This window comes from Pedobacter zeaxanthinifaciens (genome assembly GCF_003313335.1).
GTDB lineage: Bacteria > Bacteroidota > Bacteroidia > Sphingobacteriales > Sphingobacteriaceae > Pedobacter > Pedobacter zeaxanthinifaciens.
Genome location: NZ_QMHP01000008.1, coordinates 33383 through 48094 on the forward strand (window position 1 = coordinate 33383; position 14712 = coordinate 48094).

Below are 14712 nucleotides of genomic sequence, written 5' to 3' on the forward strand. Positions count from 1 at the left end.
GTTGAAGTTGTTTAAGCTGTGCTGCCTATTCCCTTGTTGGCGTCCCCGCCAACGGGTAGCTTAGTCATGTTTTTGAGATTAATTGTCAATAACCACTTTGTACGTTGTGGGGGGGACGGTGTCAGGCTGTATGTTTTGATTGCAGTATTGTAGCATTGCGCTCTTGTTGGCGTCCCCGCCAACGAGCAGCTTAGGAATACTATTTTGTAAGTTAACTAGAACGCCAACGTGAGCGGAAAGGTTGCTCCATCATAGCAGTGGATATATTTAAATAGACTTGATGGAAATGGAAGCCCCGCAGCCGAAGCGAAGCGTTGTAATGTACAGCGAGACTATCGGGAAATAGCAACACAGTAATTGCTCTCTAATAAAAGTGGCAGGGTTCGGTTTGTTATAAATAAAAATCCCAACTAGCTTTTACGCCAGTTGGGATTTGTCTTTCAGTCTTTACCGACTTGCCAGAAAAATACTTTTGGTCGTCCGCGTCTTTTTATGAGAATGGTGACGGTTCGTTTGATTTTGCAACTCACTATAAAGAGTAGCAGTATGCCAATTTGCACGTTGGCGGGGACGCCAACATGAGCGAGATAGTTGAAGTTGTTTAAGCTGTGCTGCCTATTCCCTTGTTGGCGTCCCCGCCAACGGGTAGCTTAGTCATGTTTTTGAGATTAATTGTCAATAACCACTTTGTACGTTGTGGGGGGGACGGTGTCAGGCTGTATGTTTTGATTGCAGTATTGTAGCATTGCGCTCTTGTTGGCGTCCCCGCCAACGGGTAGCTTAGGAATACGATTTTGTAAGTTAGCTAGAACGCTAACGTGAGCGGAAAGGTTGCTCCATAACAGCAGTGGATATATTTAAATAGACTTGATGGAAATGGAAACCCCGCAGCCGAAGCGAAGCGTAGGCGAGGAGTTGTAATGTACAGCGAGACTATCGTGAAATAGTAACACAGTAATTGCTCTCTAATAAAAGTGGCAGGGTTCGGTTTGTTAAAAATAAAAAATCCCAACTAGCTTTTACACCAGTTGGGATTTGTCTTTCAGTCTTTACCGACTCTCCAACTATTTTATGCTTGTGCAGCTTTAGCAGCAGCTTCTCTTCTGATGATATTTAGCGCCCCACCAGCTTTGAACCACTCAATTTGTTGTTCATTATAGCTGTGGTTAACATCAAATTGCTCTGTAGTTCCATCAGCATGGTGCAACACCAAAGTTAATGGTTTGTTAGGAGCAAATTCTGTTAAGCCCAAGATATCGATGGTATCATCCTCTTGGATTTTGTTGTAATCATCTTTATCAGCAAATGTTAAACCTAACATCCCTTGTTTTTTCAAGTTGGTTTCGTGAATACGGGCAAAAGATTTTACCAATACAGCACGTACACCTAAATGACGGGGCTCCATTGCAGCGTGCTCACGAGATGAACCTTCGCCGTAGTTTTCATCGCCAATTACAATTGAACCAATTCCTTGCGCTTTGTAGGCACGTTGCGTAGCAGGAACAGGTCCGTACTCGCCAGTCAATTGATTTTTGATGTTATCAGTACTGTCGTTAAAATAGTTTACAGCACCAATTAACATGTTGTTGGAGATGTTATCTAAGTGACCACGGAATTTCAACCATGGACCAGCCATCGAAATGTGGTCGGTAGTGCATTTTCCTTTAGCTTTGATCAATAACTTCAACCCTTTCAAGTCGGTACCTTCCCAAGCAGCAAAAGGATCAAGCAATTGTAAACGGTGAGAAGTTGGAGAAACAATTACTTCAACACCCGAGCCATCAGCAGCGGGAGCTTGGTAACCAGCATCTTCAACAGCATATCCTTTTTCAGGCAATTCCCATCCAGTAGGTTCATCAAGCTTCACTTGCTCACCTTTATCGTTGGTTAACGTATCAGTAAGTGGATTAAAGCTTAAATCGCCGGCAATAGCTAGAGCAGCCACAATTTCTGGAGAAGTTACAAAAGCAAAAGTATTTGGGTTACCATCGGCACGTTTAGCGAAGTTACGGTTAAACGAGTGTACGATAGTGTTTTTTTCTTGTTTTTCGGCACCTGTTCTGTCCCACATACCAATGCATGGTCCGCAGGCATTAGTAAAAATAGTGGCATCTAAATCAGTGAAAGTATCTAATAAACCATCACGATCTGCGGTGTAGCGTACCTGCTCAGAACCTGGGTTAATACCAAATTCAGCTTTTTTGCCTAAGCCTTTAGCGATTGCTTGTTTAGCAACAGAAGCAGCACGAGATAAATCCTCATAAGAAGAGTTGGTACAAGAACCAATTAATCCCCATTCTACTTTAGTTGGCCAACCGTTAGCAGCAGCAACTTCTTTCATTTGAGAAATTGGAGTAGCCAAATCAGGTGTGAAAGGGCCATTCAAATAAGGCTCAAGCTCATCTAAATTAATTTCGATTAACTGATCGAAGTATTTTTCAGGTTGTGCGTACACTTCAGCATCGCCAGTTAAGTGCTCTTTTACTGCATTTGCAGCATCGGCTACATCGGCACGGTTAGTAGCACGTAAATAGCGCTCCATGCTCTCGTCATATCCGAAAGTTGAAGTAGTAGCACCAATTTCTGCCCCCATGTTACAGATAGTACCTTTACCAGTACAGCTTAGGTTAATAGCGCCGTCGCCAAAATATTCTACAATAGCACCAGTACCACCTTTTACAGTTAAAATACCGGCAACTTTTAAAATCACATCTTTAGCCGAAGTCCAACCATTTAATTTACCGGTTAACTTCACGCCAATTAATTTAGGGAATTTTAGTTCCCAAGGTAAGCCAGCCATTACATCGCAAGCATCGGCACCGCCAACACCAATAGCTAACATTCCCAAACCACCAGCATTTACGGTGTGGCTATCTGTACCAATCATCATACCGCCAGGGAAAGCATAGTTTTCCAAAATTACTTGGTGGATAATACCTGCACCTGGTTTCCAGAAACCAATACCATATTTGTTAGAAACTGACGAAAGGAAGTCGAAAACTTCGGCACTTTCAGTTTTAGCATGAGGTAAATCAATTTCAGCACCTAATTTGGCAGTGATTAAGTGATCACAATGTACAGAAGAAGGTACCGCCACTTTTGGTCGGCCAGCTTGCATAAATTGCAATAAAGCCATTTGTGCCGTAGCATCTTGCATCGCCACTCTGTCTGGTGCAAAATCTACATAATCCGTACCGCGGGTAAAAGCTTTTTTTGCTTTTCCATCCCAAAGGTGTGCGTATAATATCTTTTCTGAAAGTGTTAAAGGTCTACCAACTAGTTCACGGGCAGCATCTACACGGCTCCCAAAGTTTGCGTACACCTTTTTGATCATTTCTATATCAAAAGCCATTGATAATCTGTTTAAAAGGTTAAAAATCTTAAATCGAGCGAATTTACGAAAAAAACGGCTTTAACGGCATCATCCGTTTATCATTATATTATTTGGAAAAATTCTAAATAGTGCCAATGGCGAGTCTTTTTTCATCATTAAAAGGTACAGCCTGCTCCAATAGTTCTTGGGAAGTAATCCTTCAACTATACTTGGGCAAGAGAAAAGATACATCGGGCCGACTTAATGAGCACTATTTTTTATTCAGTGCTTTAAGTTCTTTTTTGCTCATTTCTTTTTGGATAAGTTCTGCCGGAAGAACTGCAGTATAAAATTGTTGATTGGTTAGCTTACCATTCGCATTGGCCGTGGTGCAGAAATAAGGATCTACAAAGCCGTACAGGCTTTTCGACTCTTTAATATTGCTTCTTGCCGTTGTAATATCTGCCGATTTTAGGTAGGTTATCATCAATGAAATCCCGTGTCTGTCATTAGCGATCGAGTTCATTCCCAGGGCAGTGCCTGGAAATACAATTTGACCTTCTTTAACAAAAATTCCTTTCTTGAAACCTCTGTAAGTGGCAAGCGTCCCATCAGCATGTTCAATAATTAAGCTATTTGTTTTACTGGTATATCGTAAGTCCTTCGTGTCATCGTCATACAAATCCACAATTTCTACAACCGTACCTTTTCTAACAGCGGTAACGGTGTCGGCTTCATCGCTATAAAAGTGATATACTTTCCAGTCTTCCGGGGTTGTAGCGCCGAAATAAGTGGCATTCACAAACTTAGATTCAACTGGTCTGGTTTTTTTGCCCGCTTTATAAGGTAGTGCGTAAACGAAGAGTGTGTTAACTTTTGGGTTGAGCTCACCCCTAATGTAAGAATAGCTGTAGGAAAGACCTATGCCTTGATCTTTATTAGATGGGTTTAACGTCAGGAAATTGTCGTTGCTATTTCTTATTCTGAAAATAGGATTGCCAAAGCTGTTTGCATTAGTTAGTTGTTTAAAGTTGATAACCAAAGTATAGGTGCCTTCTGGTTTTTTTTCAGCGGTAAGCGTTACGCTTCTGTCTGGATTACTTTTAGTAGTAACGATAAGCGCTTGGTCTTGAGCTTTTAAATTGCTGTAGACTAAAATTACAAGTAGCGATAAAATAGATTTTTTTAATTTCATTTTGATGATTTAATTTAACGAAGATAGCTTTTCCAAGGGATAGTGGGAAAAATAACGAACTCTGTTTAGTGCTAACTTTAGCTCATTTTTCCGTTAGGTAGCACATACTTTTTTAAGGAAATTTGCTTCTAACCCTAGCTCGATTAATAATTCATTGCTAGTTACCTTTCATGTTCAGTATCGAGGTTAGTTAGCTATAAAATATTGTATGTTATTGTAAATCAAATAAATAATGATGGCGTTCAAGTTTAAATGAATTTAGTTTGGTGACTTAAAGCTTTGTATTGTTATTTTTGTAAGGTGCTGTTGAACTGTTATCAAATAGAACTTGTTGAGGCTGGCTGTGATGAGGCTGGTCGTGGCTGCTTGGCTGGGCCAGTGGTAGCTGCTGCAGTTATTTTGCCTCGGGATTTTTATTTAGAAGGCTTAACAGATTCAAAACAGTTGTCGCACAAGCAGAGAGATGAATTGCGCCCAATTATTGAGGAAAAGGCTTTAGCTTGGGCGGTTGGCATGGTAGATCACGAGGAGATTGACCGAATCAACATCCTGAACGCTTCATTTTTGGCAATGCACAGAGCTTTAGACCAGCTCGTTTTGCGTCCAGAATTTTTAGTGATTGATGGAAACAGGTTTAAGGCCTACCAAAATGTTAAACATTCGTGTATCGTTAAAGGTGATGGCAAATATTTGAATATTGCTGCGGCATCTATCTTGGCCAAAACTCACCGAGATGAATATATGGCTGCGCTGGACATCGATTATCCGCAATATGAATGGAAAAAGAACAAAGGTTATCCTACCATTGCACATCGTAATGCGGTTATTAATTTAGGTCCATCGCCGTTCCATCGAAAAACATTTAACGTTAGCAGTCCACAGCTTACTTTAACTTTTGATTTTGAAAGTACTTCTGTTGAGCCATAGCGTCCCGTTTCCGCCAAATAGCGGTTATCCAATAGTAGTGTATAATACTGTTAAGGGTTTGCTTGCCTGCGGAGCTGAAATTACACTGTTTAGCTTAAACAATTCAAAGCAATATGTGGACGTGGATGATATTTACGATCCAGTATTTGAAGCCATAGATTTTCATTCTTTTACCATTGATATTGAGGTAAATGTTTGGGATGCTTTTGTCAATATTTTCTCCAATCAGTCTTATAACGTATCGCGATATTTTGATTACGACGCGGAAAAGGTGTTGGAAAATGTGCTTCGTGAACATGATTTTGATGTTGTGCAATTTGAAGGGCTTTTTGTTGTGCCATATTTGGATATAGTAAAGCAATGCAGCAAAGCAAAGCTGATTTACAGAGCACACCACATAGAGCACGACGTTTGGGAGCGCTTGGCATTACGTGAACGCTTCACGCCAAGGCGTACTTATTTGGAGTTCTTATCTCGCCGATTGAAAGCCTACGAAATGGAGCAAATTAATCGCTTTCATGAAGTGTTTGCTATCAGTGAGCCTGATCGTCAAAAGTTGCTGCTGATGGGATGTCAAACTAGGTTGGAGGTTTTTCCTGTAGCGCTTGATTTCGAAAAATATCAAATTGATACGGCTAAGACTAGCTTTCCTACACTCTTTCATTTGGGAGCGATGGATTGGCGTCCCAATAAAGAAGGCTTGGAGTGGTTTTTGGATGAAATTTGGCCAGATATTGAAGAGTTGAGCGGTGAACTACGATTTTACATCGCAGGTAAAAACATGCAAAAGCAGTTTTTTAATTACGATTCGGACAACCTGATTGTAGAAGGCGAGGTGTTTGATGCCGTTGATTTCATTAACAGCAAAGCCATCATGATTGTGCCCTTGTTATCTGGAAGTGGGATGCGTGTTAAAATTATTGAGGGTATGGCCATGCAAAAATGTATCATCGCTACTACAATGGCTGCTGAGGGTATCGATTGTAAGCATGGCAGGGATATATTGATTGCAGATACTGCAGACGAATTTTATCGTTCCATTTTGAAGTGCATCACACAGCCAAACAAATGGAGGGAAATTGGCGAGAATGCCAGGAAAACCGCCGAAAAGTATCATGAAATTAATAGCAGCGCCAAAAGAATGTTCGATATTTATGTGGCATTGCTAGTGGCAAAGGAAGATCCATTGTCAGCATAAGCTTGCCATAATGTTATTGCATAAAACAAGCTTAGCTGAACAAGCTGAGGCTTTTCTTACTTTGCAATTTCCTTGTTGGTGCTAATCGCAATTCTATTCCAACTATTGATCGCTACGCAAGCAATGATAATTTGCGCCACGTAATTTTCGCCGAAAGTAGCAATGGCTTTGCTATAAAGCTCATCACTTACGCCGCCTTTATGTATCAATGTGATTTGCTCTGTCAATTCCAAAACGATTCTTTCTTCCTCAGTAAACAAATCAGTTTCACGCCAAGCATTTAACAGAAAAATTCGTTGTGGCGTTTCTCCATATTTCATCGCATCTTTGGTGTGCATATCTAAGCAAAAGGCGCAGCCATTAATTTGGGATGCCCTAATTTTAATCAGTTCCTTATGGGTTTTTGTTAGTGCGCTACTTTGCACATAAGTTTCTAAAGGCACTAAGGCTTTGTAAGCATTTGGTTCTACGCTGAACAGGTCTATTCTTTTCATCTTTAATCTTTTAATGGTGATTTGATGAAGCAAAGTTATTGTGCATTTTATCCATAAAACTTAAACCAGTTTAAGAAATTAGGTTGCGTTATTTTATGTTTTCGTCATGCTGAATTTATTTCAGCATCAGTTTGGTTTAACAGACTCTGAAATGAATTCAGGGTGACGAGAAATGTGAGTTACTTTCCAAGATGTTTTTTCTTGATCTCACTCAGATACTCCGGTGTAAAACCCAAATACGAAGCCAGCATGTACTGGGGAATGCGTTGTAAAAAAGCAGGTTGTAGTAAGGCGAAATGATGGTAGAGTTCTTCTCGGGAATAGTCATTAATGTATTTAATGCGCATTTGAGAAGCAGCAAAAGATTTTTCGTATACATTTCTGAAATATCGCTCCATTTGAGGAAAGCGGTTCAGTAGCTTTTCTTGCGCATCAAAGCTAATAGATAGAACAGTTGAAGTTTCTACAGCCTGAATCGCAAAATTACTTTTCTGCTGCGCCAAAAAAGCAAAATTATCAGTTATCCACCAGTTTTCTATAGCAAATTGAGTGGTTTGCTCTATTCCGTTCTCTTTCACAAAAAACAGTCGCAAACAACCATTCAACACAAAAAAATGTTTACGGCAAATTTGCCCCTCCCTCAACAGGATTTCTTTCTTTTTAACTTGCAACAATTCAAAAAACTTAATTATTTCTTCAAATTCCGAGTCGCTAAGATTGGTGAATTTCCTGATATGTTGTAAAAATAGCTTTTGCATTTGAAGGCTAAGATATGGTCTTTTACCATCTTTTTAAACAGTGTTGTTGTTATGCTGATATGTTATAGATATGTAAAATTGAGGTGTTGGATTGCCTAGATGCACTAAAATTTTCGCAAATTGCATACCACTTATGATAAATTGCTAAAGGGTATGGGCAAAAAGATTTTAGTTTGGTTTAGAAATGATCTTCGCTTGCATGATAACGAAATGCTGGTTGAAGCTATTTCAAAAGCTGATGAAATACTGCCCGTCTACATCTTTGATCCACGTCATTTCCAAAAAACAGCTTACCATACCTACAAAACTGGAGCTACAAGAGCAAAATTCTTGTTGCAAAGTGTTGCTTCTTTACAGCAATCGCTGCAAGGTTTAGGAGGTAATTTGTTGGTGCTAAGCGGATATCCGGAAGAATTATTGCCAGAATTGGTAGCTAAGTACGAGCTTTCCGAAGTATACCATCATCGTGAGGTGGCGGGAGAAGAAACTGCAGTTAGTGTAAGTGTTGAGGATGCCTTATGGAAACTCAAAGTTAATTTGAAGCATTTTATTGGCCATACGCTTTACAATAAAGAAGATTTGCCTTTTCCTATTAAGGATATCCCTGATGTGTTTACGCAGTTCAAGAAAAAGACTGAAAGAGACGCAATCGTAAAGCCGTGTTTCGCAACGCCAACTACAATTTCATTTGTTAGTGCCGATGATTGGGGCGCTATTCCAGAAATTAATGCACTTCTACAGGATAGTGAAGCTAATGCGCTAACGCTTAATTCGGAATTTGTTGGCGGTGAAAAAGAAGCTTTAAGTCACTTACATGATTACTTGCATGCAGGTGAGGGAATGATTTTAGCCAACGCCTCTTTGAAAAAGCACGAAATTGTATCCAAATTGTCGGCTTGGCTTGCTTTAGGCTGCTTATCGCCTCGAGAAGTTTACTGGAAAATGCAGGATGCAGAAGCCATTTACGGTGTTAAACCGTATTTCCATCAAATTATATTGGGGCTGCTTTGGAGAGATTATTTCCGTTTCATGTTCAAAAAATACGGCGGTACTTTTTTTACGCCTCAGGGTTTCAAAAAGGATGCTTTAGATTTACCGCTCAACTATAGTCAGCAACTACAAGGTTGGAAGCTTGGACAAACCGGGCAGCCACTGGTTGATGCTTTTATGGAAGAACTCAACACAAAAGGATATATTAATCAGGTAGCTAGGCAGTTGGTTGCCACGTATTTGGTAAAAGTGTTGGGCATAAATTGGGTGTTGGGAGCCGCCTATTTCGAAGAGAAATTAATTGATTATTGCCCTGCAAGTAACTGGGGTAATTGGGCAACTGTTGCCGGTGTCGGTAATGATCAAAAACTATCTTCCAGCTTTGATTTTGAGAAGCTTTTGAAATTTTTAGATCCAAAAGGTGCATTCGCACAGGTCGTTCAAGCTTAAAAAAGCGTCTATACTTTAATTAAATTTTTATTGACATTTAAATGTGATTTTATTGCCCTTTTTAAAGGTAAAATCCTAATTTTGCAATACTTATCGTAATAGTTATAATATACAAATGGATAATTTATCTTATCTCAACGGCAGCAATGCCGATTATGTGGATTCCCTATATCAGAGTTACAAAGAAGACCCTAGTTCTGTAGATTTTGGATGGCAAAAGTTTTTTGAAGGTTTCGATTTTGGAAGAAACTCAGGCGGTACTGCTGTAAGTGCAGATGAAGCTCCAGAGCAGTTTTTAAAAGAAATCAGCGTACTAAACTTGATCAATGGCTACCGTCAGCGTGGTCACCTTTTTACCAAAACAAATCCGGTTAGAGATCGCCGTAAACATTTACCTACCCTAGCAATTGAAAATTTTGGATTAAGCAGTGCCGATTTAGATACGGTGTTTAATTCGAGTGTGGAGTTGGGCATTGGCCCTGCAAAACTTAAAGATATTGTTGCCTTTTTGGAGCAAACCTATTGCGGCCCAATTGGCGTAGAGTACAAGTATGTACGTACGCCTGAGGTGTTAAAATGGTTAGAAACCAAAATGGAGGGTGAGCGTAATACACCTAAGCTGTCTGCTGATGAAAAAATGCGTGTGGTAAAGAAATTGAACGAAGCTGTAGTTTTCGAAAACTTTCTTGGTACTAAGTTTTTAGGTCAGAAACGTTTTTCTTTAGAGGGTGCAGAGGCTTTGATTCCCGCTTTGGATTCGGTGATTGAAAAAGGTGCTGAGTTAGGGATTGAAGAGTTTGTTGTTGGTATGGCGCACCGCGGTCGTTTGAACGTGTTGGCTAATATCATGCAAAAAAGCTATAAAGATATTTTTACAGAATTTGAAGGCCGTAGCTACAACCCTGAAACGCCTTTTGGTGGCGACGTAAAATACCACTTAGGTTACTCAACTGACGTAACTACCGCCAACGGAAAAAGCGTTCACTTAAGTCTTTGCCCTAATCCATCGCATTTAGAAACTGTTGATGGCATTGTGGAAGGAATGAGCCGTTCGAAAATCGATTTCAAATACAATGGCGATAATGGTCGTTTAGCACCAATATTAATCCATGGTGATGCTTCTGTTGCGGGACAAGGTATCGTTTACGAAGTGATTCAAATGGCTGGCTTAGATGGTTACAAAACCGGAGGAACCATCCACTTGGTAATCAACAACCAAATTGGTTTCACTACCAACTATAAAGATGCCCGTTCAAGCACTTATTGTACGGATATTGCGAAAGTAACGCTATCACCAGTGTTCCACGTAAACGGTGATGACGCAGAAGCCTTAGTGTATGCCATTAATTTAGCGATGGAATATCGTCAGAAATACAGAAATGATGTATTCATTGATATTCTTTGCTATCGCAGATTTGGACACAACGAGTCGGATGAGCCTAAATTTACACAACCTTTGTTGTATAAGGCCATTGAAAAACATCCTAATCCTTTAAAAATCTATGTTGAAGAACTGATTAAAGAAGGAAAATTAGATGATGCTGCCGCTAAGAATATGGAGAAAGAGTTTAAAGCTCATCTTCAAACTTCATTAAACGAAGCAAAAGAATATAATGCGGCATTGGCTGAAGTAAAATTTGGTGGTGCTTGGGCTGATATGCGTTTAGCTACAGAAAAAGATTTCGAAAAATCTCCTGAAACTGGCGTGAAAAAAAATACTTTGTTAGAGGTGGCCAAACGTATTGCCACTTTGCCAAAGGACAAAAAGTTCTTCAAAAAAATTGAAAAATTATTTGAAGAGCGTTTAAAGATGGCTACTGATACCCACATTTTCGACTGGGCAATGGGTGAGCAGTTAGCTTACGGAACCTTATTGGCCGAAGGTAAACGTGTGCGTTTAAGTGGCCAGGATGTGAAACGAGGTACTTTCTCACATCGCCATGCGGTATTAACTTTAGAAGATTCGGAGGAAGAATACACTCCATTGTTGAATATTTCAGAGCAGCAGGCACAGTTTGATATCTATAACTCACACTTATCAGAGTATGGTGTTTTAGGTTTCGAATATGGTTATGCGATGGCTAATCCTAATGCCTTAACAATTTGGGAAGCACAATTTGGTGATTTCTTTAACGGAGCTCAAATTGTAATTGACCAGTACATCGCAAGTGCGGAAACTAAATGGCAACGAGCTAATGGTTTAGTGATGTTGTTGCCTCACGGTTATGAAGGTCAAGGTCCAGAGCACTCATCAGCACGTATTGAGCGTTTCATGGAACTTTGTGCAGAGTACAACATGCAGGTAACTAACTGTACTACCCCAGCAAATTTCTTCCATGCTTTACGCCGCCAATTCAAGCGTGATTTCCGTAAGCCTTTGGTGAACTTCAGTCCTAAAAGTTTATTGCGTCATCCGCTTTGCGTTAGCCCATTGAATGATTTTACTGATGGTGGTTTCAAAGAAGTGATTGATGATGTAAATGTAAAAGTGGCTGATGTGAAACGTGTGGTTTTCTGTTCAGGTAAAGTTTATTACGATTTACTTGATGCACAGAAAAACAATGATGGTAAGGATGTGGCACTTGTACGTGTTGAGCAGCTTTATCCAACGCCTGTGGAGCAAATGGAAGCCATTGTTGCGAAGTACAAAAACGCCAAAGATGTACTTTGGGTACAAGAAGAGCCAGAAAATCAAGGTGCTTGGCCATACATGCTCCGTCGCTTAAGAAAAACGTCATTAAACGATATTGATGTAGTTTCAAGAAAAGAAAGTAGCAGTCCGGCAACAGGATATATGAAACAACATACTAACCAACAAGCTTACATTGTGGCAAAAACTTTCGAAACTTCGGTTGCTGAAATAGCTAAGAACTCGATTAAAGAAACATCGAAAAACGCAGTAAAAGATAAAGTAGATTAAATAGATTTGAGAACTGAGATGTGAGATTTGAGATGTTGTACATGTGCAACGTTTCAACTTTACAACATTTCAACCTTACAACATACATAAAAATATGAGTTTAGAAATCAAAGTTCCGCCGGTAGGCGAGTCGATTACCGAGGTAGTGTTATCTCGTTGGGTTAAAAACGATGGTGATTTTGTAGAGATGGACGAAATTATTGCTGAGCTGGAATCAGACAAAGCAACATTCGAACTAACTGCAGAGCAATCAGGAACTTTAAAGGTAGTAGCTGCTGAAGGCGATACCTTAGAAATTGGTGCTGTAGTTTGTACTATTGAAGAAGGCGGCGCTGCTCCTAAAGCAGAAAGCGAAAAGCCTAAAGCTGAAAGCGCTCCTGCGGCAGATAAAGCTGCGGCTCCGGTGGCTGAAAAAGAATCGAAAGACAGTTACGCGTCTGGAACACCATCACCTGCTGCTGGTAAAATTTTGGCAGAAAAAGGTATTGATGCGGGTAGCGTAAAAGGCACTGGCGTTGATGGTAGAATAACCAAAGAAGATGCGAATAATGCACAAAAGTCCGAAAGTCCGAAAGCAGGTAGTCCGAAAGTAGAAGCTGCCAAAGCTGCGGCTGCTCCTGTTGTTGCAGGTTCAAGAAACGAGCGTACTGAAAAAATGTCGCCATTGCGCAAAACTGTTGCTAAACGTTTAGTTGCAGTTAAAAATGAAACAGCAATGTTAACTACTTTTAATGAGGTTAACATGAAGCCAATCATGGATTTGCGTGGTAAATATAAAGATCAATTTAAAGAGAAACATGGAGTAGGCTTAGGGTTCATGAGTTTCTTCACCAAAGCGGTTTGTGAAGCTTTGAAGGATTTCCCTGCGGTTAATGCTCGTATTGATGGCGAAAATATCATCTACAATGATTTTGTTGATGTATCAATCGCTGTATCAGCTCCCAAAGGTTTGGTGGTTCCGATTATTAGAAATGCAGAAAGCATGAGCTTGGCTCAAATTGAGAAAACTGTAATTGAATTGGCTACTAAAGCAAGAGATAGCAAATTGACTATTGAAGAAATGACTGGCGGAACTTTTACCATCACCAATGGTGGTGTATTTGGTTCAATGATGTCTACACCAATTATCAATGCACCTCAATCTGCAATTTTAGGTATGCACAACATTGTGGAGCGCCCAATTGCCGAAAACAAAGAAGTGGTGATTCGCCCGATGATGTATATTGCATTATCTTACGACCACAGGATTATCGATGGACGTGAGTCGGTTGGTTTCTTAGTAAGAGTTAAACAATTATTAGAAGATCCAGCAAGATTGCTATTAGGAGTTTAAAATTGCTTGCGCTGAATACCTCAGTGTAGGCATTTTTGAGTGCAACTAGTGCTGAACTAAGTTTAGCATGACGATATTAAATTAAAAGCCTTGCTCAAGAAATTGAGCAAGGCTTTTTTGTGTCGTTTATTGTTTGTTAATAGTTTTAAGATTGCTTCGTCGTTCCTCCTCGCAATGACGACAAGGATAAGGAGAAATTTTAGCGTGTCACCCTGAATTTATTTCAGGGTCAGCTTTAAATTACATAATTCAATCAAAAAGTTATTGGACTCGAGTCAAACTTTAATTTAGGATACTATTTAATTTTGGATGACGGCCCGCCGAGTAAAAATCAATTTGTCTACTTTCTGTTACGAATACGTCTATTCTAACTTATTTTAATATTTTCGTTGGTCACACTAATTAAAACCAAATGAGAAAAATATTGCTGCTGGCTATTTTCAGCTTCACTGCATTATTGTTGCAAGCCCAAACAGTTACTCAAAATACAGGATGGTTGTTATTTTTAAATAGTACCAAATTCAACGAGAAATGGGGTCTACACTTTGATTTTCAATTGCGTTCGCAGAATAATTGGGACGGTGTAAGAAATGTGCTGGTTCGTCCAGGGATCACCTACTATATCAATAAAAGCTCCAATGCAACCTTAGGTTATTTATACACACCAACTTTTTTGCAAAACAATAGTGTAGTAGGAGGCGTATCACCAAAAAGCACCCTAACTGAGCACCGCATTTGGCAGCAATATATCTACAGCCACCAACCTTGGAAAAGTGCAGCTTTAAGTCACCGTTTTAGGTTAGAACAACGTTTTATAGAGCGCCAAACCGACGACCTGTTTGCCCAGCGTTTCCGTTACTTTTTTAGATTAGTGCAACCGCTACAAAAGCAAGAAGGTGCATTTACCAAAGGAGTTTTCGCTGCGTTGCAGAACGAGTTGTTCTTTAACATTCAGAACAAAGATCAGTTAAATGGAAGTTTATTTGATCAAAACCGGGCTTATTTAGCAATTGGTTATCGCGTATCTAAAAGCTTTGATATCGAAGCTGGATATTTAAATCAAGCTGTTAAAGGGGCTAGCGCCAATACGGTAAATAACGTTGTTCAACTCGCACTGTATACGAGGTTTTAATG

The 14712-nt window shown here is 39.8% G+C and carries 10 protein-coding genes; 6 read left to right on the forward strand and 4 right to left on the reverse strand.

Annotation, left to right across the window (positions count from 1 at the left end; all coding sequences use genetic code 11):
• Nucleotides 1–1069 precede the first annotated feature (1069 nt).
• Complete coding sequence (locus DUT68_RS12990) at nucleotides 1070–3352, reverse strand: aconitate hydratase (protein ID WP_113638647.1); 2283 nt, start codon at nucleotides 3350–3352, stop codon at nucleotides 1070–1072.
• 232 nt (nucleotides 3353–3584) lie between these two features.
• Nucleotides 3585–4508, reverse strand: a complete 924-nt coding sequence (locus tag DUT68_RS12995; protein ID WP_113638648.1) for a peptidoglycan DD-metalloendopeptidase family protein — start codon at nucleotides 4506–4508, stop codon at nucleotides 3585–3587.
• Nucleotides 4509–4808: 300 nt separating this feature from the next.
• On the opposite strand from DUT68_RS12995, the gene DUT68_RS13000 reads away from it, so the two are divergent.
• Both DUT68_RS13000 and DUT68_RS13005 read left to right on the forward strand, forming a co-directional pair.
• Nucleotides 4809–5435 (forward strand): ribonuclease HII, encoded by a 627-nt coding sequence (locus DUT68_RS13000; protein ID WP_113638649.1) that lies wholly within the window; start codon nucleotides 4809–4811, stop codon nucleotides 5433–5435.
• The gene (locus DUT68_RS13005; RefSeq protein ID WP_113638769.1) at nucleotides 5410–6633 is read left to right on the forward strand and encodes a glycosyltransferase family 4 protein; all 1224 of its coding nucleotides are present in this window, start codon (nucleotides 5410–5412) and stop codon (nucleotides 6631–6633) included. The genes DUT68_RS13000 and DUT68_RS13005 overlap by 26 nt, the downstream gene beginning before the upstream one ends.
• A 56-nt stretch (nucleotides 6634–6689) precedes the next feature.
• Here DUT68_RS13005 and DUT68_RS13010 read toward each other — a convergent pair whose 3' ends face one another.
• Entirely contained in the window at nucleotides 6690–7127 is a 438-nt protein-coding gene (locus tag DUT68_RS13010; RefSeq protein WP_113638650.1) for a carboxymuconolactone decarboxylase family protein, read from the reverse strand.
• A 179-nt stretch (nucleotides 7128–7306) separates the two neighbouring features.
• Complete coding sequence (locus DUT68_RS13015; RefSeq protein WP_306419625.1) at nucleotides 7307–7801, reverse strand: Crp/Fnr family transcriptional regulator; 495 nt, start codon at nucleotides 7799–7801, stop codon at nucleotides 7307–7309.
• Nucleotides 7802–8038: 237 nt separating this feature from the next.
• Here DUT68_RS13015 and DUT68_RS13020 point away from each other — a divergent pair, with 237 nt between their 5' ends.
• The 4 genes from DUT68_RS13020 (at nucleotide 8039) to DUT68_RS13035 (ending at nucleotide 14710) form a co-directional block, all read left to right on the forward strand.
• Nucleotides 8039–9325 (forward strand): DASH family cryptochrome, encoded by a 1287-nt coding sequence (locus DUT68_RS13020; RefSeq protein WP_113638770.1) that lies wholly within the window; start codon nucleotides 8039–8041, stop codon nucleotides 9323–9325.
• Nucleotides 9326–9440: 115 nt separating this feature from the next.
• Nucleotides 9441–12245 carry a 2-oxoglutarate dehydrogenase E1 component gene (locus tag DUT68_RS13025; RefSeq protein WP_113638652.1) on the forward strand — a complete coding sequence of 935 codons (2805 nt, stop codon included), beginning with the start codon at nucleotides 9441–9443 and terminating at the stop codon, nucleotides 12243–12245.
• 94 nt (nucleotides 12246–12339) lie between these two features.
• Nucleotides 12340–13578 carry a 2-oxoglutarate dehydrogenase complex dihydrolipoyllysine-residue succinyltransferase gene (gene odhB, locus DUT68_RS13030; protein ID WP_113638653.1) on the forward strand — a complete coding sequence of 413 codons (1239 nt, stop codon included), beginning with the start codon at nucleotides 12340–12342 and terminating at the stop codon, nucleotides 13576–13578.
• A 412-nt stretch (nucleotides 13579–13990) separates the two neighbouring features.
• Nucleotides 13991–14710, forward strand: coding sequence for a DUF2490 domain-containing protein (locus DUT68_RS13035; RefSeq protein ID WP_113638654.1), 720 nt, complete (start codon nucleotides 13991–13993; stop codon nucleotides 14708–14710).
• Nucleotides 14711–14712: the final 2 nt, after the last annotated feature.